The organism is Halomonas bluephagenesis, assembly GCF_054790765.1.
On record NZ_CP133631.1, the window covers coordinates 3271367 to 3294098 of the forward strand.

Consider the following 22732-nt stretch of genomic DNA (forward strand, 5'->3'; position numbering starts at 1 on the left):
AGTATAGCGAGCCTGTCGCCACTGTGAACCGCAAGCTGTGAAGCGAGCGGCGTCAAAGGTACAATCCTCTTATGAACCTTTATACGCCTGGAGCCGCTGTGACCACGCACCTCAATGATGAGACCTCCCCCTCAATGCTTTCGTTGCCGGAGTCGGCACTGGTGAGCGAGCTTTTTACACTGCGCGATTATTTACGCTGGGTGTCCAGCGAGTTTTATCTGGCGGGGCTGCACTATGGGCATGGCACTGAATCGCCCTGGGACGAAGCCGTTGCGCTTTGCTTAGGCGCACTGCACCTACCGTGGAACGTCGACCCTGCTGTGCTGGATGCACGCCTCCTGCCGATAGAGCGCGAGCGCATCATTCGCTTGGCGCGAGAGCGGGTGACCACCCGCCGCCCGCTGCCTTATCTGCTGGGCGAAGCTTTTTTTGCGGGCTTCCCGTTCAGCGTTGACGAGCGCGTATTAATTCCGCGTTCGCCGATTGCCGAGCTGATTGAAGACGGCTTTGCAGCATGGTTTCCGGAAGAGCCGCCTGCCCGAGTGCTGGATTTGTGTACCGGTTCTGGCTGTATCGGCATTGCTACGGCGTTAGTATTGCCTACCAGTGAGGTGGCGTTGGCGGATATTAGCCAAGATGCATTAGCGGTGGTTCGTCAAAACATCACTCGTCACGACGTCGGAGATCGCGTGCGCGCCGTTGAGTCCGACGTGTTTGATGGCCTGGAAGGCCAGCGTTTTGATCTGGTCGTATCTAATCCTCCCTACGTCGATGCGCGCGACTTGGCCACCATGCCCGCCGAGTTCCGCCACGAGCCTGCCCTGGCGTTAGGCGCTGGAAGCGATGGCTTGGATATAGTGCGGTGCATACTGCGCGAAGCACGGCAGCACTTAACCGACGAGGGCTGGCTGATTGTTGAAGTTGGCAATTCCGATCGCCATGTGGAGGCTGCTTTCCCAGAAGTACCTTTTATCTGGCTTGAATTCGAGCGTGGCGGCCAGGGCGTTTTTGCCTTGAGCGCCGCTGAACTCGACGCCCATGCGGCGTCTTTTGCGTGAGGAACTAACGCCCATGTCTGGCAATACCTTTGGCAAGCTATTTACCGTTACCACGTTTGGTGAAAGCCACGGCCCTGCTTTAGGCGCGATTGTTGACGGCTGCCCACCTGGCATACCGATCAGTGAAGAAGATTTGCAGCACGATCTAGATCGCCGTCGCCCAGGTAGCTCTCGGCATACCACCCAGCGTAAAGAGCCGGATCAGGTGCGGATTCTTTCTGGCGTGTTTGAGGGCAAAACCACGGGTACGTCGATTGGTCTGTTGATTGAGAACACTGATCAGCGCTCCAACGACTACTCTAAAATCAAAGATCAATTCCGTCCCGCCCACGCTGATTACACTTACCACCACAAGTATGGCCACCGCGACTATCGGGGCGGCGGTCGTTCTAGCGCGCGGGAAACCGCGATGCGTGTTGCCGCTGGCGCTATCGCCAAGAAGGTATTGGCTGCGCAAGGGATTCAGATTCGCGGTTATATGAGCCAGTTGGGCCCCATCAACATCGAATTCAAAACCTGGGATGCGGTGGGCGAAAACGCTTTTTTCTGCCCCGACCCGGACAAAGTGGCTGAACTTGAAACTTACATGGATCAGTTGCGTCGGGACCAAGACTCCGTGGGTGCTGAAATCACTGTGATTGCCGACGGTGTGCCAGTCGGGTTAGGCGAACCGGTATTCGACCGCTTAGATGCTGATCTGGCGCATGGCTTAATGAGCATCAATGCGGTAAAAGGAATAGAGATAGGCGCTGGATTTGGCTGTATTGCCCAGCGTGGTAGCGAACATCGTGACGAGATGACACCTGAAGGGTTTCTGTCTAATCACGCGGGGGGTGTGCTGGGAGGGATTTCCAGTGGACAGCCAATCGTTGCCCGCTTAGCGTTGAAGCCAACGTCAAGTATTACCACGCCCGGGCGCTCAATTGATGTACATGGCCAGCCAGTTGAGGTGATAACGAAAGGCCGCCACGATCCCTGTGTCGGTATTCGCGCGACGCCTATCGCCGAGGCGATGATGGCAATAACGCTGCTAGACCATTGGCTACGTCACCGTGGACAGAATGGCGATGTTAGCGTTGATACGCCGCGTTTAGAACAACAATAACAGCACGGTGCGCTTGGCGTAACGCTGCTACACTCTAGGAAGATGGTTAAGGAGTCGCCTATGAAAATCAACGTTGAATTTGACTTGACACCGGATGAGTTTCGCCAATCGCTAGGGCTGCCGGATGTTGAGGCGTTTCAGCAAAACCTGCTGGAAAACATTCAGCGGCAAATGGAATCTGGGGTGGATGGCTATGACCCCATGAATCTAATGCGACCTTTTCTGCAGCAGCCAATGATGCAGCAGGGAGTCTCGCAAGGGCTGGCTAATTTCGGCACGTATCAACAGATGATGTTGGATATGTTGCGCAAAGCGGGAACCTCAGGCGGCAGTGCTGAACAGGATAGCGACACGAGCCAAGACGAGTCCCAAGAAGCAGCTAAACCAAAGCCAGCAGCATCAGGTAAAAGCGCATCAAGTGCGAGAAGCTCCAAAGCGAAAGCGACAGCTTCTTCGCGTTCTCGCGCTAAAGGGTAGAAATGTAATGTGAAATGTGTAGCGTTGTTGAGCGTGCTGCTAAGGATGTTGCAAAGCAGCATTGCAGCGTTTACTCTTTTTGCAGTGCAGCAATTTTGCCATGTGATGAGCCACTCCAGGCTCATGCCAAGGAACGAGAGACAGGAGCAGACACTATGCAAGATAAAATGATGGACGCCTTTAGTACCCAAACTCGCCAAATGTTTGAGCCAATGCGTAAAATGAACTCGCTAATGCTCAACAACATGGAAAAAATGACTCAGTATCAGCTGGAAGCGATGAAACGCTACAGCCAGATGGGCACTGAGCGCATCCGCAGCGCGACAGAAATTAATGATGCAGAAAGCCTGCGTGATTTTAGCACCAAACAAGCCGAAATGATGAACGAGCTTTCTCAGCAGATGCAGGAAGATGCTCGCGTCATGGGTGAGATGAGTTTGCAGTTCAAATCCGAAATGGAAAAGCTGTTCAGCGAAGCTGGTCAGAAGATGGGCGAGCAAGCCACCTCTGCCACGAAAAGTGAACAGCCTGCGAAAGCGACTAGCCAGTCTTCACGTAAAAGCTAAACGCAACTATGTTCGCGGCGCCTTGAAGGCGCCGCGTTCTTTTGGATGATGTGCCTGGGCAGATAATGCCAAGCAGGTGAGGGAGAGTGAGTATGCTGTCAGGGTGGAAAATGCCGTCTCAAGGTGTTTCTCAAGAAGAGCTTGAAGCATGGAAAGTGCAGCTAAGCGATGTTGGTGAACAGTATAAAGGCCTGCTTGAGGATTTGCTGTCACGGATGGTTCCTAGTGAAGCTGCTGACTCCGTTCAAAGTGATATGCGAGAAAGCTTCGAAGCCGCCGCGCAATCGCTGATGAGTAACCCTAACCTGCTGTGGCAAACTCAGTCGCGATTGCTACAAGATCAGTGGCTGCTTTGGCAACAGGGTGTGCGCGCTATGTCTGGCGAGCAGGTAACGCCATTGGTGACGCCTGCGAAAGGCGATCGTCGCTTTAAAGACGAAGCCTGGACACAAGAGCCTTACTACTTGGCGATTATGCAGCAGTATCTGTTGTTTTCGCAGATGGTAGAGGAACTCATTGAGTCACTGGATGACTTAGCCCCGACACAAAAGCGCAACTTGGCGTTTTATGCTCGGCAGTTGGTAAGCGCTATGTCGCCGACTAACTTCGTATCGACTAATCCCGAAGTCATGCGCTGCACGCTAGAGACCCGCGGGCAGAACTTGGTGGATGGTTTGACGCGCCTACGAGAAGACCTGGCGAATTCTGCCGAAGGTATTAACGTACGCATGACCGATCGAAGCGCCTTTGGTGTTGGCGATAACATTGCCGTCACCCCAGGTGCTGTGGTGTATGAAAATGAGCTGATTCAGCTGATCCAATACACACCCACCACGGAAAAAACCTTTAAAACTCCGCTGTTGATCGTGCCCCCATGGATCAATAAGTACTACATTCTTGACCTGCGAGAAGACAATTCGCTAGTTAAATGGATGGTAGACCAGGGGCATACCGTATTCTTGATTTCCTGGCGTAATCCTGGCCCAGAGCAGCGCGACATTACGTGGGCTGATTACATGCAAATGGGCCCCATCAGCGCGATGGAGGCAATTGAGCAAGCCTGTGGCGAGAAGTCAGTAAACCTGTTGAGCTACTGTGTAGGCGGCACACTAACCGCTTCAACGGTCGCTTATCTGACAAGCACGCGGCGTGGTCGCAAGGTGAAGTCTGTTACCTACATGGCGACGCTGCAAGATTTCCGCGACCCCGGTGATATTGGCGTATTCCTTAACGAACGCGTGGTCGAGGGGATTGAAAACACGCTAGAAATGAAGGGGTATTTAGATGGCCGCTCAATGGCTTACACCTTTAATTTATTGCGTGAGAATGATCTTTTCTGGTCGTTCTATATTAATAATTATCTGAAAGGTGAAATTCCCGCAGCGTTTGACTTACTGTATTGGAATACCGATGGCACGAACCTGCCTGCGGGCACGCATGCTTGGTACCTGCGCCATATGTACCTGGAAAACCGCTTGGTAGAGCCGGGTGGCATTGAGTTGGACGAGGTGAAGATTGACCTTCGTAAAATATCTGCCCCGTGCTATTTCGTATCGACGAAAGAAGATCATATCGCTAAATGGAACAGTACATATTATGGCGCGCTGCTGCCCAAAGGGCCGGTGACGTTTGTGTTGGGTGGCTCTGGCCATATCGCAGGCATTGTGAACCCACCCCATAAGAATAAGTATGGTTACTGGACCAACGATGCGCTGCCCGAAACGCATGATGCTTGGCAAGAAGGGTCGACCTTTAATGAAGGTTCTTGGTGGCCGCATTGGCAGGCATGGGTAACGGAGAACGGCTATGCAGATCCAGATCCTGAAAAAATGGTATCCGCGCGTCAGCCTGGAGAAGGTGAGCTAAACGTCATTGAAAGCGCTCCTGGGCGCTATGTGAAAATGACGATACCTGAGGTGTTAGGTGAGCTTCCCGCGTCGTAATAACCATCTAATGATCAGCGAGTCATGCTGGGATGGTTAAACAAGCTGTTAATTAGTCTATTTCTCCAATAGTGGCGCGGCTAAACTTGGACTAAGGCCGCGCAGTTTGACGCTAAAACTACTAACCGAGACGCTACTCATGCAGCCAACTGCACGCTTTTCATTGTCGCCGGCTCTTCCTGAGACCCACACTCAACACAGCCATGGAGCTTGCTGTTGTGGTTCACCATTGCTGCAGCGTTTCCATGAACGTGTGATGGCAGAAATAACCCGGCGCCAAATGATTGGGGGAACGGCTGCGGTGATGGCGCTTTTCGCAGGATTGCATGTGCCTTTTGCTGTTGGGCAGCAGCCAAAATCCCACGATGGGCCGCTACTATTAACCAATTTAAAGCTTTTTGATGGAAGCGGTGGCCCGCTGCGTGATGGCGTATCAATCAGGGTGGTGGACGGCCGTATTGATGCGATTCTAGACGGCAGTGGTGAAGTGGAAGGTATTGATGTCATTGATTGCGGCGGTCGTGTATTGATGCCCGGCTTGATTGATGCCCACTGGCATACCACCTTAGCGGCCATCTCCCAGATGGAAGCCATGACCGCTGATATTGGCTATGTGCATTTGGTCGCAGCAAGAGAAGCAGAACGAACCTTAATGCGTGGCGTTACCTCGGTTAGGGATGTGGGTGGGCCGTCGTTTGCGTTAAAGCGTGCTATTGATGAAGGTATTGTTAATGGCCCTCGGGTGTTTCCTGCCGGGGCGATGATTTCGCAAACCTCGGGTCACGGCGACTTCAGAATGCGTCATGACATACCCCGTGGTAGCACAACGCCGCTAAGTGAGGCAGAGCGTCAGGGTGTTGCCGTGATTGCGGATGGTGAAGCTGAAGTGCTCAGGCGCACGCGTGAGCAGCTGATGTTAGGTGCCTCTCAGATCAAGCTGATGGCGGGCGGTGGTGTGGCATCGCTTTACGATCCATTAGACAGTACCCAGTTTACGGAACGAGAGCTTCGGGCAGCGGTTGAGGCTGCTGGTGACTGGGGTACCTATGTGATGGTGCATGTCTATACGCCTCGTGGTATCCAGCGCGCTCTGCGAGCAGGTGTTAAGTCGATTGAGCACGGCCAGTTGGCGGATGAAGAGTCGGTAAGAATGATGGCAGGAGAGGGGGCATGGTGGAGCCTTCAGCCTTTCCTACAAGATGAAGATGCCAACGTTTATCCTGATGCTGCCCGCCGAGAGTCTCAACGCCAAGTGGCTGAAGGTACCGTTCGCGCCTACGAAATGGCGCAGCGTTTTGACGTTAAGACCGCTTGGGGAACTGACATTCTCTTTAGCCCTAAAAACACTCCGAACCAGTTACGGCACTTGGCTAAGTTGACGCGCTTTTATGATCCGCTAACAGTATTGGCAATGGCGACTAGCCACAACGGTGATTTATTGTCGCTCTCGGGGCCACGCAACCCTTATTCAGGTGTCATTGGCCGTATCGAGCCTGGAGCGCTGGCCGATCTATTAGTCGTTGATGGTGATCCAAGCCGCGATCTTGATTTTCTGAACGATCCAGAGCGCAATTTACGCATGATTATGAAAGGCGGTCGTGTTTACAAAGATGAGTTATAAAAACATCAGATGTTTGACCAATCATTAGAAAATTATGGTTAAAGAGTGACTGTCCGCTGCGCTACTTTTTGCTGACAAGTTAGCAAAAAAATTACCGGGCAATATTTTATATTCAAGCAAGTTGAGCGGTAACTCTCCCCACCTGCCGCTGGCAAACCAGTGTTTATTGCGGGAGGTGGGGCGCTTGCTTAGCCACGTGCAGCGTTGGCCAAGCCTCTCTTAGTTATCGCTTGCGTATCAAACCCGGTAACAGTAGCAGTCCAGCGAATAGCCACGCAGGCCAACTGCCAGTGCGGGTAAATGGTGTTGCTCCTTCCATGGCATAAAATTCGCCGGTGAGATAGGTGGTTTCGAATTGCGCTGCGCTATCTACCAGCTCGCCACGGGGGTTAATAATCGCGGTGATGCCGTTGCTGGTAGCACGCACGACATAACGGCCATTTTCCAGTGCGCGCAGCCGGGCCATTTGCAAGTGTTGGTGGGGGCCAATGGAAGCACCAAACCAGGTGTCATTAGATACCGTCACAATCACGTCGCTGTCTGCTGCGCGGCGTGCCACCAGCTGTGGGTAGATAATCTCATAGCAAATGGCGTTGCCAATTGTCACGCCGGCTGCCTGCATTGGCGTTTGTTCGGAGGCGCCTTTAGAAAAACTCGACATCGGTAGGTCAAAGAAGTCGATGGCACCCCGCAACACACTTTCAAGCGGCAGGTACTCACCAAACGGTACTAGGTGCTCTTTTTGATAGCTGCCCTCGACGTTGCCAACACCAATCACGCTATTGAAATAACGGTTGTTCTCGTCGAGTTGGACAATACCGGTTAATAGTGCGGTGCTTGGCGGTAAGTTGGCTTGTACGCGTTCTAACACTGGGCGAGCTTGGCTATCGATCATCGGTAGGGCGGTTTCAGGCCATAAAATAAGATCGGCATCATCTGCGACGCGGCGGGTTAAATCGCTATACGTATTTGCCGCTACGCGCTGGCCTTCGGGGGTCCACTTTAATAGTTGCGGCAGATTACCCTGAAGTAGCGCAACGCGAGTGGGCTCGCTCGCTGGCGTGGTCCAGAGTGCTGGGAGGGCCAAAGGGACGAGCCAAATAGCGGCTAATGGCAGCGCTGCCCACCATTGGCGTCGCAGCAGCTCAGCGCCTAAGGTGCCTGTGAGCACGACCAGCAGGGAAAGCAGGTAAACGCCGCCGACTGGCGCCCAGTTGGCCAGCGGTGAATCCACATAGCTGGAACCAACCAGAAGCCATGGGAAGCCGGTAAACAGGTAGGTGCGTAGTACTTCGCCCAGCACCCAGGCGCCTGCAAAGCTAGCCAACGCCCAACGCGGGCTGCAAAAACGTCGATAAAGCCAAAACGTGCCTGCAAAAAAGAGCGCTAATACGGTCACAAACAATGCGGTCAGAAATACGGCGAGGGGAACGCCAGTGTAGCCGTAATCATGAATGGATACATACACCCACGAAGTACCACTGGTGAAGAGTGCTACGCCGTATAGCCAACCTTTCAGCGCTGCTTGAACAGGGCTTAAGGTATGCAGGCCAACATAAAGAAGGCCGATGGCGATGGGCCCCAGCCACCATAACTCAAACGGTGAAGCGGTAAGTGTCGTAAAACCACCGGCCACAAGGGCAGCCAGCAGTTGAAGTGCAAAGGTGGGCGTCAACCCCATGGTGATATCCTATCGGCAGGTTGAAGGGGGCGGTGGGCTAGCCGTCGCTGTCGTCGCCATCGGTAGCATTTTCACTTGCGTCATCGCGGTAAGCTTCCAGCAACCGAATGCGCCGGTTATCGGCATTTAGAATGACGAACCGCCAGCCGCCCAGGCTGGTATGCTCGCCACGGCCTGGTAAGTGGCCAAATTGTTGCATTACAAGGCCACCCACGGTGTCGAATTCGTCGTCAGAAAACTCGGTGCCAAAGCGTTCGTTGAAGTCTTCAATCGGTGTGAGAGCACGAATGGCAAAATGACCGTTTTCCAGCGTGCGGATATCGTCCTCTTCATCGGTATCATGCTCATCTTCGATATCCCCGACAATCTGTTCCAGAATATCTTCGATGGTAATAATACCGGCCGTGCCGCCGTACTCATCTACCACAATTGCCATATGGTTATGGGTATCACGGAACTCTTTCAGCAAGCTGTTTAAGCGTTTGGACTCGGGAATGAACATTGCCGGGCGCAGAACGTCTTCCAGCTTAAAAGCATCACGGCTTTCTTGCGTTTGAGAGAGCAGGGGGAGCAGATCTTTAACCAGTAAGATGCCTTTTACATCGTCAAGATTTTCGCCAATGACCGGGTAACGGGAGTGCCCTGTTTCCTGAATCAATGGCAAGTAGCCATCGCTGGTTTGATCAAGGGTAATTGCCGACACTTGCGAGCGTGGAATCAATATTTCACGCACTTGCTGATCGCTGATTTCAAGAGCGCCTTCAATAATCATAATGGCGTCTTGATCAAGTTTCAGTTTCCCTGCGGTGTGGCGTAAAAACGTCATTAGCTCATCGCGTGAGCTAGGTTCGTCATTGTCTCCGGAAAGGGCGCCAAAGAGTTTCTCGAGCCAGGATTTTTGATTTGAGTTGCTCGATCGGTCTTCGCTCATTGCGTCTAATCTCTCTATTACGTGCAAATAGTTACGTGCAAATAGCTACGTGAAGATGGCTACGGTTAAACAGTCTGTCGTTTTATCACTGAGTGGGGGGATACACCACCCTAAAAGCAATTATCGGCCAGGGTAACAGCTTACTCGTGATAAGGATCAGGAATATCGAGAGTAGCAAGAAGCTCGCGCTCTAACTGCTCCATTTCTTCTGCTTCCTGCTCTTCAATGTGGTCATAGCCCATTAAGTGCAGCGTGCCGTGTACCACCATATGCGCGTAATGATGTTCAAGAGGTTTCAGCTGTTCGCTGGCCTCATGGGCAACAACGGCATGGCAAATAATCAGGTCGCCCAGTAATGGTAAAGAGACACCAGGTGGGTTCTCAAATGGAAATGAGAGCACGTTGGTTGATTTATCTTTACCCCGATAATCTCGATTGAGCGCTTGGCTTTCCGCTTCATCCACAAAGCGAATTGTCAGCTCTAAGCGTTCATCATCGGGATGGCGAGAAAAGACACAGCCCACCCAATGGGTGAGCTGTTCGAGGGTAGGAAGCAGCGGCTCATTGATGGCCGCCTGACGGTCAATCACGATGTCATTCATCGTGGTGCCTCTCCTGCGCGTTCAAGCGCTTGCATACGAGCCTCGCGCTCCTGCTGGCGAGCTTCACGGCGCGCACGCTCTTGCACTTCCTGCTGCGACTCAAACTCGTCATAGGCTTCGATGATCCGCTGAACCAGCGGGTGACGCACGACGTCTTTCGCAGCAAAGTGGGTCACGCCGATGCCGGGAGTTTCCTTAAGAACATCCAGCACCTGTGAAAGGCCTGAACGCTGCCCGCGTGGCAGGTCTACCTGGGTAATATCGCCGGTAATTACCGCCGTTGAGCCAAAGCCAATCCGCGTCAGGAACATTTTCATCTGCTCCGGCGTGGTGTTTTGGCTTTCGTCCAGAATGATGTAGGAGTTATTCAGAGTGCGCCCGCGCATATAGGCCAGGGGGGCAATCTCGATCACCTGACGCTCAATGAGCTTGGCGACCTGTTCGAAGCCGATCATCTCGTACAGTGCGTCGTAGAGCGGGCGCAGGTAAGGATCGATTTTCTGGGCAAGATCGCCAGGTAGGAAGCCTAGCTTTTCGCCTGCCTCTACCGCTGGGCGCACCAAAAGAATACGGCGCACTTCCTGCTGATTTAGCGCTTCTACCGCCGCGGCAACCGCTAAGTATGTTTTTCCCGTACCGGCAGGGCCAATACCAAAATTGATATCGTGTTCGCGAATGCTTTGTACGTAGCGCTGCTGATTAAGGCCGCGAGGCTTAATCATGGTGCGCGGTGTACGCATAATCACGTCATCGCTGCTGATGTCGCTATCATCCTCTTCTTCTAGCGCTTCTAAGCCAGATTCCTGAAGGAATAAGTGTACCGTGTCTGCTTCAAGCTCTTCTGCCGCAGTTTCACGGTAAAGGTGCTCAAGCACGTTAGCAGCAGCTTTGATCCGGTTGGCGGCACCGGCCAGCTGAAACACATTGCCGCGATTGCGCAAGGTCACGTCCAGGCGGCTTTCAATCAGCTTTAGGTGCTCGTCCTGTTGGCCGCATAGGCTGGCTAGCCGCTGCGGGTCATTGGGTTCAAGGCTTAGGGTGATAATGCGATTGGCCTGAGGTGATGGCTGGCTCAAGAGTAAGAAACCCATTAGTTGATGTATGTGAGACTCAGCTTACTGCCCCGGCCGTGCCGGGGCAATTACCTAGGATAAGTGAGCAGTTAATAACGCTCTGGAGAAGCGAGATCGCCACGCAACGAGTTGGGCAGCGCTTCGGTAATCTCCACGTCTACAAAGTAGCCGATCAGTTCTGTTGGGTTGGCCGCACGGAAATTAACCACGCGGTTATTTTCGGTGCGCCCTGAGAGTTGGCCCGGGTCTCGCGGTGAGAAACCGGATACCAGAACTCGCTGGGTAGTGCCGACCATGCGTCGGCTGATCTGCGCTGCCTGCTGCAGGATCCGCTCCTGCAAAATGGCGAGGCGCTGCTTTTTGACACTTTCCGGTGTTTCGTCCGGCAGGCCAGAGGCTGGGGTGCCCGGGCGTGCTGAGTAAACAAAGCTGAATGAGTGATCAAAGCCGATACGGTGAATCAGATCCATCGTCGCTTCGAAGTCCTCTTCGGTTTCGCCAGGAAAGCCGATAATAAAATCAGAAGAAAAGCTAATATCCGGGCGGTTGGCGCGGATACGCTCCATCTTCTCGATATACTCTTCTGCGGTATGGCCGCGCTTCATCGCACTTAAAATACGATCAGAGCCTGACTGTACCGGTAGGTGTAAATGACTCACCAATTCTGGAATATCGGCAAAAGCATCTACTAGGCTATCAGTGAACTCCACCGGGTGAGAGGTCGTAAAACGCACGCGATCAATGCCATCCACCGCAGCGACACAGGCGATTAGCTCGGCAAGGTCGATCTCATCGCCATCGTCATTTTCACCGCGATAAGCGTTCACGTTTTGGCCAAGCAGGTTAATTTCGCGTACCCCTTGATCGGCTAAGTGAATAACTTCATCGATAACCGACTCAAAGGGGCGGGAAACTTCTTCGCCACGCGTATAGGGCACGACACAGAACGTGCAGTATTTCGAACAGCCTTCCATGATAGAAACAAAGGCGGTTGCGCCATCAGATTTCGGCTGCGGTAGATGATCGAACTTTTCGATTTCTGGGAAAGTGACATCGACAGCCGCGATCTGATTGTTATTGCGCGCGTCCAGCATTTTGGGCACGCGGTGAAGCGTTTGCGGGCCAAAAATCATATCGACAAAGGGCGCGCGCTTGCGCAGCGCTTCACCTTCTTGGCTTGCTACGCAGCCGCCAACACCGATCACTAGGTCGGGGTTAGCGTCTTTTAGCTTTTTCCAGCGACCCAATTGATGAAACACCTTGTCCTGCGCCTTTTCGCGAATAGAGCAGGTGTTCAACAAGATAACGTCAGCTTCTTTTTCGTTATCGGTCAATTCCAGCTGGTGAGATTCGCCGAGCAGATCTGCCATACGCGAGGAGTCGTACTCGTTCATTTGGCAGCCGTGCGTTTTGATAAAGAGCTTCTTCGCCATCGGTACCTGTCATCTATGAGTCGTCGGGGGACGAGGGATGAATGAAAACATGAATGCAATCGTAATAGGCAGTGTAACGTGCTGCCATTGAATGGCAGCATTATACGGGCACAAGAAACCTGGGGCTAGCGTTCACCTACAATCGATACTTGACCCGAGCGTTTCAATCAGTATACTACGCACCGTGTTTGAGCAGTTCCTCGATAGCTCAGTTGGTAGAGCAAATGACTGTTAATCATTGGGTCGCAGGTTCGAGTCCTGCTCGAGGAGCCAACATACTGAAGTAGGTTGTATGTTACTTCCAGTGGCTTCGCTCTAAACACAGCAGCAAAATGTAATGTTCCTCGATAGCTCAGTTGGTAGAGCAAATGACTGTTAATCATTGGGTCGCAGGTTCGAGTCCTGCTCGAGGAGCCAAATTGCTGTTCTGCTGTCATTACCGTCTACGGTAAACGTTCCCCGATAGCTCAGTTGGTAGAGCAAATGACTGTTAATCATTGGGTCGCAGGTTCGAGTCCTGCTCGGGGAGCCATTTAGTTTTCTTCTTACTGTCTTTTGTCACCTTTCTCGTAAACATTGTTTACGCAGTCGTTAGCCTTAACCGACCGTTTCACATCTCTGCTATTTGTTGTTCATGATAACACTCAATGCCCTATGGCATCCTGGGTGATTTTTTGTGTCTAACGGTTAGGGGCGTATAGACTGTTTCGGTTACTCATTGTTTGGGAAGGTGCCCGTGGGAAAAGCTGCTAGCCTGCATGCACTGCAGGTATTCAAGTGCCTAAGTGACGAAACGCGGTTAATGCTAGTGCTGTTGATTGCTAGAGAGCAATCTCTGTGTGTATGTGAGATGACCTATGCGCTAGAAGAGTCGCAGCCTAAAGTGTCGCGACATTTGGCCCAGTTGCGCCAGTGTGGGTTGCTTATCGATCAGCGGGAAGGGCAGTGGGTTTACTATCGTTTGTCGCCTCAGCTGCCTGGGTGGGCGCAAGAGATTATTGATGCTGGTGCCGAAGGCAGTGCAGTGCGTATTCAAGCGCTGGCTCAGCGGCTAGCGAAAATGGGTGACCGACCGGCACGGCGGGCCGCGTTATGTTAACCGTTAGCCAATAAAAAACGCCGACCTGCAGGTCGGCGTTTCTGGTAATGGTAGCTTAACGCTTAACCATCCGCTGTGAGCCCTGAAGATGAGCATAGTCGAGTAAGATTTCGGCGGCTTCTAGTACATGGGCGCGATCAGCTGGCATGTCTTCATCCTTATCATCCTCGTTGGCAGCGTCTGTTTCACTGCCTTCAGGCTGTGAGTTATCACTGCGCGCGTCCATCCACTCGTCTAGCTCTGGCAGGTTTAAGGCGCGACGACGTTGGTTTTCAAGTGAAAGCTGCTCGGCTTCTTGAGCTTCTAGCTCCCGTTGGCGCTGTTCGCGGTTCAGGCTAACGCTGGTGTGCTGTTCGCGCAGTTGGCGGGCCAAGGTGGACTGGCGCTCTAAGTAGCGGAAGTTAGGATTCTCCTTGGCACGTTCTTGGTGTTGAGAAGTTAGTGCAGCGAGTGCGTTCTCAGGGGAGCCATAGCGGCGGTATTGAACGTTCTGTACGGTATCCCAAGCGAGCGCATTATCTAGGCTGCTTTCGCCAATGCGCTCTGGGTCAATCAGGCTGGGAAAAATAATGTCGGGTTCAACGCCGCGATTTTGGGTGCTGTCACCTGAAATACGGTAGAACTTGGCGCGGGTAAGCTTGATTTGACCATGGCTAAGATCGTTCAGAGTTTGCACGGTGCCTTTGCCAAAGGTGGGGGTGCCTACCACAATGCCGCGGCCATAATCTTGAATAGCACCGGCAAAAATTTCCGATGCTGAGGCGGAAAGGCGGTTAACCAGTACGGTCAGTGGGCCATCGTAAATCGTGCCTGCTTCGGTGTCGCCATAAAGCTGGATGCGCCCTTGGGCATCACGAACCTGAACGGTTGGGCCCCGGTCGATAAACAAGCCTATCAAAGAGTTGGCTTCTTGAAGTGCGCCGCCGCCGTTGTTGCGAAGATCCAGAACGATGCCTTCAACGCCTTCTTTCTTAAGGCTTTCAATTTCTCGGGCGACGTCGCGGGTGGTGCTGCGGTACTCTTCCTCACCTGCCTGCCAAGCGTCAAAGTCGACGTAAAACGTCGGAACGTCAATCACGCCGATGCGATGAGGTTTGCCGTCTCGCTCAATGTTAATTACTTCACTATGCGCTGCTTGGTCTTCGAGGCTGACGGTATCGCGGGTAATTTCAACAATTTGTGAGCGGGTCATATCCACTGCTTGGGCGGGTACCACGTCCAGGCGTACGACGGAGCCTTTAGGGCCACGAATTAGGTCAACGACATTGTCTAGGCGCATGCCTACCACATTGACCATGTCGCCTTCTTCTTGGCCCACGGCGATGATTCGGTCAGCGGGTTCAAGCACGCCCGCACGATCGGCAGGGCCGCCGGGTACTAGGCTGGAGACTTTGACGTATTCCCCGTCGGCTTGAAGTAGTGCACCGATACCCTCGAGTGAAAGGCTCATTTGAATATCAAATGATTCGCTCTGACGAGGGGAGAGGTAGCCGGTGTGAGGGTCGATAGTGCTAGATACTGCCGCCATGATTAGCCCGAAGACGTCTTCAGACTCAGACTGGCGCAAGCGAGAGAGCTGTCCTTCGTAGCGTTGGCGCAAATTATCTTCTATCTGCTCGTCATCTTGGTCGGTTAGGGCAAGCGTTAGCGCATCGTTTTTGAGCCGTTTGCGCCATAGTTCGTCTAATTCACTTTCGCGGGTTGCCCATGGGGCTTCTTCGCGGTCGACTTCTAAGCGCTCATCGCTATCGAATTCAAATGAGAGCCCTTCATTAAGACGCTCTAACAACCACTCAAGGCGTGCTGTGTGGCGCTCGCTAAGGCGATTATAAAGTGCAAACGCATCGTCAAGATCACCATCAAAAAGCGCTTCTGCCATATCGCGCTCTAAATGACGGTAAGGCTCTATATCGCGGTGCAATAGGTAGGAGCGCTGGCCGTCCAAAATGTCTAGATAGCGTTGGAAAGCTTCCGCTGACCACTGCTCGTCGAAATTAATATCAGCATAATGCCCATAGCGAAGTGAATCCGCTATTTCCACTGCCGCTTGGCGTTGTTCGTCGGTCGGCTCAAGTTGCGCCAGCGCTGCTGGGCTGGTAATTACCAGCATCACAGCAAGGGCGACCGAGCGCGAAAACGTTGCAAACAAGCTCATCAGTCAAGCTCTCCCGGATTTGTGTACACTCATTCTTCCCTAGACCCGCAGATAGCCTATGAGTTGCGTAGGCCGAGGGAGCATTGTAGCAGGTCATTTACCCTGTGATACTCAATCATTACTGTTATGAGGATTTCTATGTCCGAAGCTTTCAACGCGGATCGTGTAACGCGACTATGTGATTTTCTGCACCAGTCGCCCACGCCTTGGCATGCGACTCGCTGCATGGCGGAGCGTTTGGAGCAGGCGGGCTTTGTGCGCCTTGAGGAAACGACTAACTGGCAGCTTAAGCCGGGTAAGCGCTATTACGTGACGCGCAATGATTCGTCAGTGATTGCATTTCAGCTGCCTGCTGAGAAATTAACCAGCCTGCGTATGCTGGGTGCGCATACGGATAGCCCGGGGCTGCGTTTAAAGCCCAACGCCACCCAGTATGCAGCGGGATGGTTGCAGTTAGGGGTGCAGGTTTATGGTGGTGTGCTGTTAGCCCCGTGGTTTGATCGTGACCTGGGGTTGGCAGGGCGTGTGCATGTACGTCATGCAGATGGCCATTTAGAAAGTGTGCTGTTAAATATAGACCGACCAATCGCCATGGTGCCTAGTTTGGCGATTCATTTAGACCGCGATGTGAATGCTGGGCGCGTTATTAACCCGCAGACGCAAATGTCGCCCGTTGTGATGCAGAGTGATAGCGCGCAGCTTAGTGACTTATTGGCTGATTGGCTGGGAGAGCAGCATGGCCTACGTGCTGTGGAAGTCGTCGACTTTGAGTTGGGGTTTTATGACGTACAACCGCCATCATTGGTAGGGCTGCGTCAGGAGTTGGTCGCCAGTGCGCGGTTAGACAACTTATTGTCATGTTTTGTAGGGCTTGAGGCGTTGCTTGAATGTGATGCTAGCCAAGGAGCTCTGTTAGTCGCCAATGATCATGAAGAGGTGGGTAGTGCCAGTGCATGTGGTGCTCAGGGGCCCTTCTTGGGTGATGTGCTGAAGCGTTTAAATGCTCAAGTGGGTGGTGCTACTGAAGAGTCGCTGATTCAGCTGATTCAGTCATCACTAATGATTTCTTGCGACAATGCCCATGCTTTACACCCCAATTTCCAGGACAAGCACGACGAGCGTCATGGTCCTGCTATTAATGGTGGTCCAGTTATCAAGGTGAATGCCAATCAGCGCTATGCAACAAACAGTGTAACGGGGGCGCTGTTTCGGGATGTATGCCGTGAGGCGGATGTTCCCGTGCAGTCGTTTGTTACCCGCTCAGATATGGGCTGTGGTAGTACTATTGGGCCGATTACCGCTACTGAAGTGGGCGTGCCTACGATTGACGTGGGGCTTCCTCAGTGGGCAATGCATTCTGTTCGTGAAACAGCCGGCACCCGAGATGTTGATTATTTGACTCGGGCGTTGACGGTGTTTTTGAACCGTTCTGAGTTGCGTTGAGTATGGTTGTTTCTCGATAACGAAAAAGGCCCGCTGACGATGTCAGCGGGCCTTTACTATTCGTGTGGTGGCTACGCCCTGATTTGAACAGGGGACCCCATCATTATGAGTGATGTGCTCTAACCAGCTGAGCTACGTAGCCATTCAACGGGGGCGAATATTACTCAGTAGCCCGCCGTTCGTCAAGCGTTTCTTTTTATTGTCAGACGGTTGCCTGTCAGACGTTAAAACGGAAATGGATTACATCGCCATCTTTAACGATGTAATCCTTGCCTTCTAGGCGCCATTTGCCAGCGTCTTTAGCCCCTTGCTCGCCATTGAGTGAGACAAAGTCTTCGTAAGCAACCACTTCGGCGCGGATAAAACCTTTTTGGAAATCGGTGTGAATCACGCCCGCAGCTTCCGGAGCGCTGGCACCTTCTTTCACTGTCCAAGCGCGCACTTCTTTAACGCCAGCGGTGAAATACGTTTGTAGGCCAAGCAGGGCATAGCCTGCGCGAATAACGCGATCAAGTCCGGGCTCTTCCATGCCCATTTCGGCTAGGAACATGCTGCGCTCTTCGTCATCTAGCTCGGCGATCTCGGCTTCTAGCTGGTTGCATACCGGCACCACTGCTGCACCTTCTTCCGCCGCAATCTCGTTAACGATGTCCAGGTAAGGATTATTCTCGAACCCATCTTCATTAACGTTGGCAATGTACATCGTGGGCTTGAGCGTTAAGAAGCCGAAGCTCTTAACTTGGCGTTTTTCGTCTTCATCAAGACCAAAACTACGCAGCGGCATACCTTCAGCGAGGTGTGGCTGGATGCGGTCAAGAATCGCTTTGGTGGCAGTGGCATCTTTGTCGCCGCCTTTCACCGAGCGGACAAGGCGCTGGCTGGCTTTTTCGACGGTATCTAGGTCGGCAAGCGCCAGCTCCAAGTTGATAGTTTCAATATCCGCACGGGGATCCACCTGATTGGCAACGTGGATCACGTTGTCGTTATCAAAGCAGCGTACGACATGGGCGATCGCTTGGGTTTCGCGAATATTGGCCAAAAACTTGTTGCCCAAGCCTTCGCCTTTGGATGCCCCGGCGACCAAGCCTGCGATATCGACAAACTCCATCGTGGTCGGCAGCACTTTTTGTGGCTTGACGATCTCCGCAAGCTTATCAAGTCGCGGGTCAGGCATTGGAACGATGCCTACGTTCGGCTCAATGGTGCAGAAAGGGAAATTTTCTGCATCAATACCAGATTTGGTCAGCGCATTAAAAAGCGTGGATTTGCCTACATTGGGTAGACCGACGATACCGCAGTTAAAGCCCATAAATTACTTCCTGGCCGCTAGGGCAGCGCAACAAGGGAAGCGCCTGCCAATATTGAAAAAAAGGCGTGCTAAAACGCCTGATTTAAGGATGCTTATAAAGTGTGCTGCTATTTTACGCTATGAAGGCGGTTCATTGCTTTAGCCCAGTCGCCTGAGAGTGCAAGTGGCAGTGTCGCTAGGCACTCATCTAATGCGCTTTCAATGGCTTCCCGTTCGGCTTTGCCGGGGCGGCCAAGGACATAATTAACGACCTGGTGTGCCTCACCAGGGTGGCCAATGCCAATTCTTGCTCGGTGGAACTGTTTCTGATTGCCTAAAGCGCTAATGATGTCTCGCAGGCCGTTATGACCGCCATGTCCACCGCCGGTCTTATAGCGTGCCTGTCCTGGCGGAAGGTCTAGCTCATCATGGGCGACTAGTAGATTGTCAGGCGTTAGTTTGAAAAACTGTGCAAGCGCCGCGACGGCAGCGCCGCTACGATTCATAAAAGTAGTGGGGTTGAGAAGGTGCAGTTCATGGTCGCCAACACGTGCTTTGGCGTACAGGCCCAAAAACTTCTTTTCCGGGCGAAGTTCTGTATGTGCACTGCGTGCAATGGCGTCTACCAGCCAAAAGCCCGCATTGTGGCGAGTTGCATCGTATTCTGCACCGGGGTTGCCCAGGCCAATAATGGCCGTTACCTGGCTCATTGTCCCACCTCATAAAAAATTTCCAGAAGAAATTTTCGACGTCATGTCAGACCGCAAAAAAAAATCAAGCGCCGAAGCGCTTGATTTTATCATCCCTGGGCCATGCAGGCATGGCCCAGGCGGCACTGAAAAGCATCAGCTGGCAGCACCGTGACTAACGTTTACTCAGCGCTGGGCTCTTCTTCGCTTTCACCTTCGCTCTCTTCGTCATCACCGCCACGTACTTTTACTTTGGTGATGCTTAGGATGGCGTTGTCGTGCTCTTCACCGTGTGACAGATCAACAGACGTGACGCCCGCAGGCAAGGTCAGGTCAGACAGGTGAAGGGTGGTGCCCAGCTCAACGTTGCTGATGTCAACTTCCAGGAAGTCCGGAAGATCTTTCGGCAAGCAGCTGATGGCGACTTCGTTGGCCAGGGTGTGCAGTTCGCCACCTTGGTCTTTAATGCCTACACACTTCTCTTCACCAACGACGTGCAGCGGCACGTTCATGGTGATTTCGTGAGTGGCATCAACACGCAAGAAGTCAGCGTGAGTTAGCAGCGGTTTGAACGGGTGACGCTGTAGGTCACGAACAACCACTTGCTCTTCAGTACCGTCGATGACCAGTTTGATCACCGAAGAGAAGAAGGACTCGTCTTCAATCGCTTTGTAGAAAGCAGTTTTTTCTACAGAGATAGACTGAGCGCCTTTTTCACCGCCATAAACAACGGCCGGTACTTGTTGGTTCGCACGACGCAGGCGGCGGCTCGCACCTTTCCCCAGGTCGTTACGAACGCTGGCTTTCAGGATAAAATCAGACATTTAATTTGCCTCTTAGTTTAAGTAAGGAAACGCCGCCGTCCGCGACCAGACGACGACGCTTCCAGGGCCCCAGTAGGGGGCTATGACGTTAGGCGATTAATGGAACATCGCGCTAACGGATTCTTCGTTGCTGACCCGGCGAATGGCTTCCGCGATGAGTCCAGCAACGCTCAGCTGGCGAATTTTTCCGCTACGACGGGCAGTGTCGGAAAGCGGAATGGTGTCGGTCACGACAACCTCGTCCAGCACCGAGTTGGTGATATTGTCGACCGCAGGGCCAGACAATATCGGGTGTGTTGCATAAGCGACAACGCGGGCTGCGCCGTGATCTTTCAGCGCTTCGCCGGCTTTACAGAGCGTGCCAGCGGTATCAATCATGTCATCGACAACCACGCAGGTGCGGCCTTCGATCTCACCGATAATGTGCATTACCTGGGCTTGATTGGCCTGGGGGCGACGTTTATCGATAATGGCAAGATCAGCGTTCAGCTGTTTGGCGATAGCACGAGCGCGAACAACGCCGCCAACATCAGGGGAAACCACAACGAGATCGTCATAGTTCTGGCGCTCGATGTCGTCCAGCAAAATGGGCGAGCCGTAAACGTTATCAACCGGTACGTCGAAGAAACCTTGAATTTGGTCAGCGTGCAGGTCCATCGTCATGACGCGATCAACACCTGCTTTTACCATCATATCAGCGACAACTTTTGCTGAGATGGGAACGCGGGCAGAGCGGACACGACGATCCTGGCGTGCATAGCCAAAATAGGGAACGACTGCCGTAATACGGGCAGCTGAGGCGCGACGCAGGGCGTCGACCATCAGGATCAGTTCCATCAGGTTATCGTTCGTGGGGGCACAGGTGGATTGCAGGATGAACACATCCTTACCACGCACGTTCTCATTGATCTCGACCGCTATTTCGCCGTCGCTAAATTGACCGACCGTAGCATTACCCATACGGCTGTCTAAGCTCTCGGCAATCTTTTGAGCGAGTTCGGGATTGGCATTCCCGGTGAAAACCATCAATTTTGACACGCGCAGCCACCTTTGCAGTGTTGGGGATCAGGGGAGAAAACGCAGATCATAATTAGGTTGGCTGGGGTACCAGGATTCGAACCTGGGAATGCCGATACCAAAAACCGGTGCCTTACCACTTGGCGATACCCCAGCAATAAACCTAATGCGATGACCGGGCGCTTTCAGCGGCCCAGAGCATCTTGTAGGGGAGAGGTGTTGAGTCCGCGCGCTACCCATGAATGCCAATGTTGCCCTGCCATATGTGCGACGGCTTGCGCGGCTTGTTGTGAATCGAAAGCCGCAAACAAACAGGCGCCGGTACCGGTCAACCGACTAGGTGCATGCTGCGTGAGCCAGTCCAATGCTTCCGCAATTGGCGGATAGCGTTTTTTGACGATAGCTTCGCAGTCGTTACGCCACTCCGGCGCTCCCCCCTGCAGTGCGCGCGCCATAGTAATGGGGAGGCTGTCGCGTGTCAATTCTGGGTCTTGGAAGATTGCTGGTGTTGAGACGCTAACGCCTGGATGGATTACCACGAACCAGGGGGTGTCTAGCATGACAGAAGTAAGTTTTTCGCCGACCCCTTCCGCCCAAGCGCTGTGACCGTGAACAAACACCGGAACATCAGCTCCCAGTGTTAGCCCCAGTTCCGCAAGCGTCGCATTGCTTAGACCTAGCTGCCATAAATGATTCAAACCGACCAGGGTGGTCGCTGCATTAGAGCTTCCTCCGCCAAGGCCGCCCCCCATCGGCAGGTGCTTTTCGATGGCAACTGAGACCCCTTGGTGGGTGCCGCTTGTCTGTTGCAATAGGTGTGCGGCCCGCACAATTAAATTGTCGTCGTGGGCAACGCCACTGAGAGCATTGGAAAGAGTAACAGCGCTGTCATTGCGCGGCGTGAAAGTAAGGTAATCGCACAAATCGATAAGCTGGAACAGCGTTTGCAACTCGTGATAGCCGTCTTGGCGACGGCCTACGATATGCAGCATACGGTTTAGCTTAGCGGGTGCAGGCAGTGTCAACGCCGGTGTTGTTGCTGGCATGTGATCTCTCTACTGGCCTAGGAGTCCTGGTTAGTGGATTGCCACTGATTGACTACTAGGGTGATACGCAGGTCGCCGTAGTTCATTACTAATCGGCGAGGTAGCCACATACCTTCTACTTGTTCCCAGTCACGGTAGTCGATTTCCCAACCATCTTGTTGTAAATGATTAGGGAAGCCGAGTTCGTCTGTCTCCAACTGGTAGCTGGCATGTGAGCCAGGCAGGCCGCGTACCCAGTCAGGCATGGCGCGAACCGGCAGTGCCCAGCCAAGTTGATCTTCCATTAATGCTTCCGGCGTTTCTGCTTCAAAGCGACCATCACTCGTCGTTAGCGAAAAGCGCCCTTCACGACCTTCTAACACACTACGTCCGCCGCCAAAGGGGCCGCTGATCAGCATGCGAAAATAGTGGGGGTGTTGATTCCAGTCTAGATTAGCGCTGGTATTCTCCTGGGGGGTGCGAAGCCCTGCTTTACCCACGAGTGTCCAGGTATCGAAGGCTTCAACGTCTGCCTGCTGGCGTTCCCATTGCCCAGCCTGACGCCCGCCATCGTCAACAGGGGCTTGTGTGGCGCAACCGGCAAGCGCTAATAGCGCAAGACCGGCCATTAACAAGCGGGTTGAGCGACTGCATATCGATGAGCGGTTCGCGGGCAGGGAATTGGTCAACATAAACTAGCTC

General features: G+C 53.0%; 20 protein-coding genes and 5 tRNA genes. 11 read left to right on the forward strand and 14 right to left on the reverse strand.

The window, feature by feature from the left end; translation table 11 throughout:
- Positions 1-98 precede the first annotated feature (98 nt).
- From prmB to REH51_RS14875, 6 genes are all read left to right on the forward strand, one after another.
- Positions 99-1058 carry a 50S ribosomal protein L3 N(5)-glutamine methyltransferase gene (gene prmB, locus REH51_RS14850; protein WP_039868770.1) on the forward strand — a complete coding sequence of 320 codons (960 nt, stop codon included), beginning with the start codon at positions 99-101 and terminating at the stop codon, positions 1056-1058.
- 13 nt (positions 1059-1071) lie between these two features.
- Positions 1072-2163 (forward strand): chorismate synthase, encoded by a 1092-nt coding sequence (gene aroC / locus REH51_RS14855; protein WP_009722622.1) that lies wholly within the window; start codon positions 1072-1074, stop codon positions 2161-2163.
- Positions 2164-2223: 60 nt separating this feature from the next.
- Positions 2224-2640: a hypothetical protein gene (locus REH51_RS14860; RefSeq protein ID WP_009722623.1), complete on the forward strand. Its 417-nt coding sequence runs from the start codon at positions 2224-2226 to the stop codon at positions 2638-2640.
- A gap of 155 nt (positions 2641-2795) precedes the next feature.
- Complete coding sequence (locus REH51_RS14865; RefSeq protein ID WP_009722624.1) at positions 2796-3206, forward strand: phasin family protein; 411 nt, start codon at positions 2796-2798, stop codon at positions 3204-3206.
- Positions 3207-3298: 92 nt separating this feature from the next.
- On the forward strand, positions 3299-5149 hold the full coding sequence (gene phaC, locus REH51_RS14870; protein WP_498936188.1) for a class I poly(R)-hydroxyalkanoic acid synthase: 1851 nt from the start codon (positions 3299-3301) through the stop codon (positions 5147-5149).
- Positions 5150-5405: 256 nt separating this feature from the next.
- Positions 5406-6770, forward strand: coding sequence for a metal-dependent hydrolase family protein (locus REH51_RS14875; RefSeq protein WP_009722626.1), 1365 nt, complete (start codon positions 5406-5408; stop codon positions 6768-6770).
- Between the two features lie 223 nt (positions 6771-6993).
- Here REH51_RS14875 and lnt read toward each other — a convergent pair whose 3' ends face one another.
- From lnt to miaB, 5 genes are all read right to left on the reverse strand, one after another.
- Positions 6994-8451 (reverse strand): apolipoprotein N-acyltransferase, encoded by a 1458-nt coding sequence (gene lnt / locus REH51_RS14880; protein WP_009722627.1) that lies wholly within the window; start codon positions 8449-8451, stop codon positions 6994-6996.
- Between the two features lie 37 nt (positions 8452-8488).
- Entirely contained in the window at positions 8489-9382 is an 894-nt protein-coding gene (locus tag REH51_RS14885) for a CorC family transporter (protein ID WP_009722628.1), read from the reverse strand.
- Between the two features lie 140 nt (positions 9383-9522).
- Entirely contained in the window at positions 9523-9984 is a 462-nt protein-coding gene (gene ybeY / locus REH51_RS14890; RefSeq protein WP_009722629.1) for an rRNA maturation RNase YbeY, read from the reverse strand.
- A complete protein-coding gene (locus REH51_RS14895; RefSeq protein WP_039868772.1) occupies positions 9981-11060 on the reverse strand; it encodes a PhoH family protein in 1080 nt (359 codons plus the stop codon). The genes ybeY and REH51_RS14895 overlap by 4 nt, the downstream gene beginning before the upstream one ends.
- Before the next feature lie 86 nt (positions 11061-11146).
- Positions 11147-12490: a tRNA (N6-isopentenyl adenosine(37)-C2)-methylthiotransferase MiaB gene (gene miaB / locus REH51_RS14900; RefSeq protein ID WP_009722631.1), complete on the reverse strand. Its 1344-nt coding sequence runs from the start codon at positions 12488-12490 to the stop codon at positions 11147-11149.
- Between the two features lie 197 nt (positions 12491-12687).
- On the opposite strand from miaB, the gene REH51_RS14905 reads away from it, so the two are divergent.
- The 4 genes from REH51_RS14905 to REH51_RS14920 all read left to right on the forward strand — a co-directional run bounded on the left by REH51_RS14905 (position 12688) and on the right by REH51_RS14920 (position 13589).
- Positions 12688-12763 (forward strand) — tRNA-Asn (locus REH51_RS14905).
- Between the two features lie 68 nt (positions 12764-12831).
- A tRNA-Asn gene (locus tag REH51_RS14910) sits at positions 12832-12907 on the forward strand.
- A 39-nt stretch (positions 12908-12946) separates the two neighbouring features.
- Positions 12947-13022: transfer RNA gene (locus tag REH51_RS14915), tRNA-Asn, on the forward strand.
- A 204-nt stretch (positions 13023-13226) separates the two neighbouring features.
- On the forward strand, positions 13227-13589 hold the full coding sequence (locus REH51_RS14920) for a metalloregulator ArsR/SmtB family transcription factor (protein WP_009722632.1): 363 nt from the start codon (positions 13227-13229) through the stop codon (positions 13587-13589).
- A gap of 55 nt (positions 13590-13644) precedes the next feature.
- Here the strand turns inward: REH51_RS14920 and REH51_RS14925 are convergent, their stop codons facing one another.
- A complete protein-coding gene (locus tag REH51_RS14925) occupies positions 13645-15744 on the reverse strand; it encodes a carboxy terminal-processing peptidase (protein WP_009722633.1) in 2100 nt (699 codons plus the stop codon).
- 138 nt (positions 15745-15882) lie between these two features.
- On the opposite strand from REH51_RS14925, the gene REH51_RS14930 reads away from it, so the two are divergent.
- Positions 15883-17187 (forward strand): M18 family aminopeptidase, encoded by a 1305-nt coding sequence (locus REH51_RS14930; protein WP_498936190.1) that lies wholly within the window; start codon positions 15883-15885, stop codon positions 17185-17187.
- Positions 17188-17252: 65 nt separating this feature from the next.
- On the opposite strand, the gene REH51_RS14935 is transcribed toward REH51_RS14930, so the two are convergent.
- From REH51_RS14935 to lolB, 8 genes are all read right to left on the reverse strand, one after another.
- Positions 17253-17329 (reverse strand) — tRNA-Met (locus tag REH51_RS14935).
- A gap of 75 nt (positions 17330-17404) precedes the next feature.
- Positions 17405-18496 carry a redox-regulated ATPase YchF gene (ychF, locus tag REH51_RS14940; RefSeq protein ID WP_009722635.1) on the reverse strand — a complete coding sequence of 364 codons (1092 nt, stop codon included), beginning with the start codon at positions 18494-18496 and terminating at the stop codon, positions 17405-17407.
- A gap of 107 nt (positions 18497-18603) precedes the next feature.
- The gene (pth, locus tag REH51_RS14945; RefSeq protein WP_009722636.1) at positions 18604-19185 is read right to left on the reverse strand and encodes an aminoacyl-tRNA hydrolase; all 582 of its coding nucleotides are present in this window, start codon (positions 19183-19185) and stop codon (positions 18604-18606) included.
- A 161-nt stretch (positions 19186-19346) separates the two neighbouring features.
- Positions 19347-19988 carry a 50S ribosomal protein L25/general stress protein Ctc gene (locus REH51_RS14950; RefSeq protein WP_009722638.1) on the reverse strand — a complete coding sequence of 214 codons (642 nt, stop codon included), beginning with the start codon at positions 19986-19988 and terminating at the stop codon, positions 19347-19349.
- Between the two features lie 96 nt (positions 19989-20084).
- Positions 20085-21026, reverse strand: a complete 942-nt coding sequence (locus tag REH51_RS14955; RefSeq protein ID WP_009722639.1) for a ribose-phosphate pyrophosphokinase — start codon at positions 21024-21026, stop codon at positions 20085-20087.
- A 58-nt stretch (positions 21027-21084) separates the two neighbouring features.
- A tRNA-Gln gene (locus REH51_RS14960) sits at positions 21085-21159 on the reverse strand.
- Positions 21160-21190: 31 nt separating this feature from the next.
- Positions 21191-22051: a 4-(cytidine 5'-diphospho)-2-C-methyl-D-erythritol kinase gene (ispE, locus tag REH51_RS14965; protein WP_234667841.1), complete on the reverse strand. Its 861-nt coding sequence runs from the start codon at positions 22049-22051 to the stop codon at positions 21191-21193.
- A gap of 17 nt (positions 22052-22068) precedes the next feature.
- On the reverse strand, positions 22069-22722 hold the full coding sequence (gene lolB, locus REH51_RS14970; protein WP_009722642.1) for a lipoprotein insertase outer membrane protein LolB: 654 nt from the start codon (positions 22720-22722) through the stop codon (positions 22069-22071).
- Positions 22723-22732 lie beyond the last annotated feature (10 nt).

Bases quoted from the DNA above. Each gene is read 5' to 3' on its own strand.
- aroC (WP_009722622.1), top strand. From the start codon at position 1,072: ATGTCTGGCAATACCTTTGGCAAGCTATTTACCGTTACCACGTTTGGT.
- REH51_RS14860 (WP_009722623.1), top strand. From the start codon at position 2,224: ATGAAAATCAACGTTGAATTTGACTTGACACCGGATGAGTTTCGCCAA.
- REH51_RS14865 (WP_009722624.1), top strand. From the start codon at position 2,796: ATGCAAGATAAAATGATGGACGCCTTTAGTACCCAAACTCGCCAAATG.
- phaC (WP_498936188.1), top strand. From the start codon at position 3,299: ATGCTGTCAGGGTGGAAAATGCCGTCTCAAGGTGTTTCTCAAGAAGAG.
- REH51_RS14875 (WP_009722626.1), top strand. From the start codon at position 5,406: ATGGCAGAAATAACCCGGCGCCAAATGATTGGGGGAACGGCTGCGGTG.
- lnt (WP_009722627.1), bottom strand. From the start codon at position 8,451: ATGGGGTTGACGCCCACCTTTGCACTTCAACTGCTGGCTGCCCTTGTG.
- REH51_RS14885 (WP_009722628.1), bottom strand. From the start codon at position 9,382: ATGAGCGAAGACCGATCGAGCAACTCAAATCAAAAATCCTGGCTCGAG.
- ybeY (WP_009722629.1), bottom strand. From the start codon at position 9,984: ATGAATGACATCGTGATTGACCGTCAGGCGGCCATCAATGAGCCGCTG.
- miaB (WP_009722631.1), bottom strand. From the start codon at position 12,490: ATGGCGAAGAAGCTCTTTATCAAAACGCACGGCTGCCAAATGAACGAG.
- REH51_RS14925 (WP_009722633.1), bottom strand. From the start codon at position 15,744: ATGAGCTTGTTTGCAACGTTTTCGCGCTCGGTCGCCCTTGCTGTGATG.
- REH51_RS14930 (WP_498936190.1), top strand. From the start codon at position 15,883: ATGTCCGAAGCTTTCAACGCGGATCGTGTAACGCGACTATGTGATTTT.
- ychF (WP_009722635.1), bottom strand. From the start codon at position 18,496: ATGGGCTTTAACTGCGGTATCGTCGGTCTACCCAATGTAGGCAAATCC.
- pth (WP_009722636.1), bottom strand. From the start codon at position 19,185: ATGAGCCAGGTAACGGCCATTATTGGCCTGGGCAACCCCGGTGCAGAA.
- REH51_RS14950 (WP_009722638.1), bottom strand. From the start codon at position 19,988: ATGTCTGATTTTATCCTGAAAGCCAGCGTTCGTAACGACCTGGGGAAA.
- ispE (WP_234667841.1), bottom strand. From the start codon at position 22,051: ATGCCAGCAACAACACCGGCGTTGACACTGCCTGCACCCGCTAAGCTA.
- lolB (WP_009722642.1), bottom strand. From the start codon at position 22,722: ATGTTGACCAATTCCCTGCCCGCGAACCGCTCATCGATATGCAGTCGC.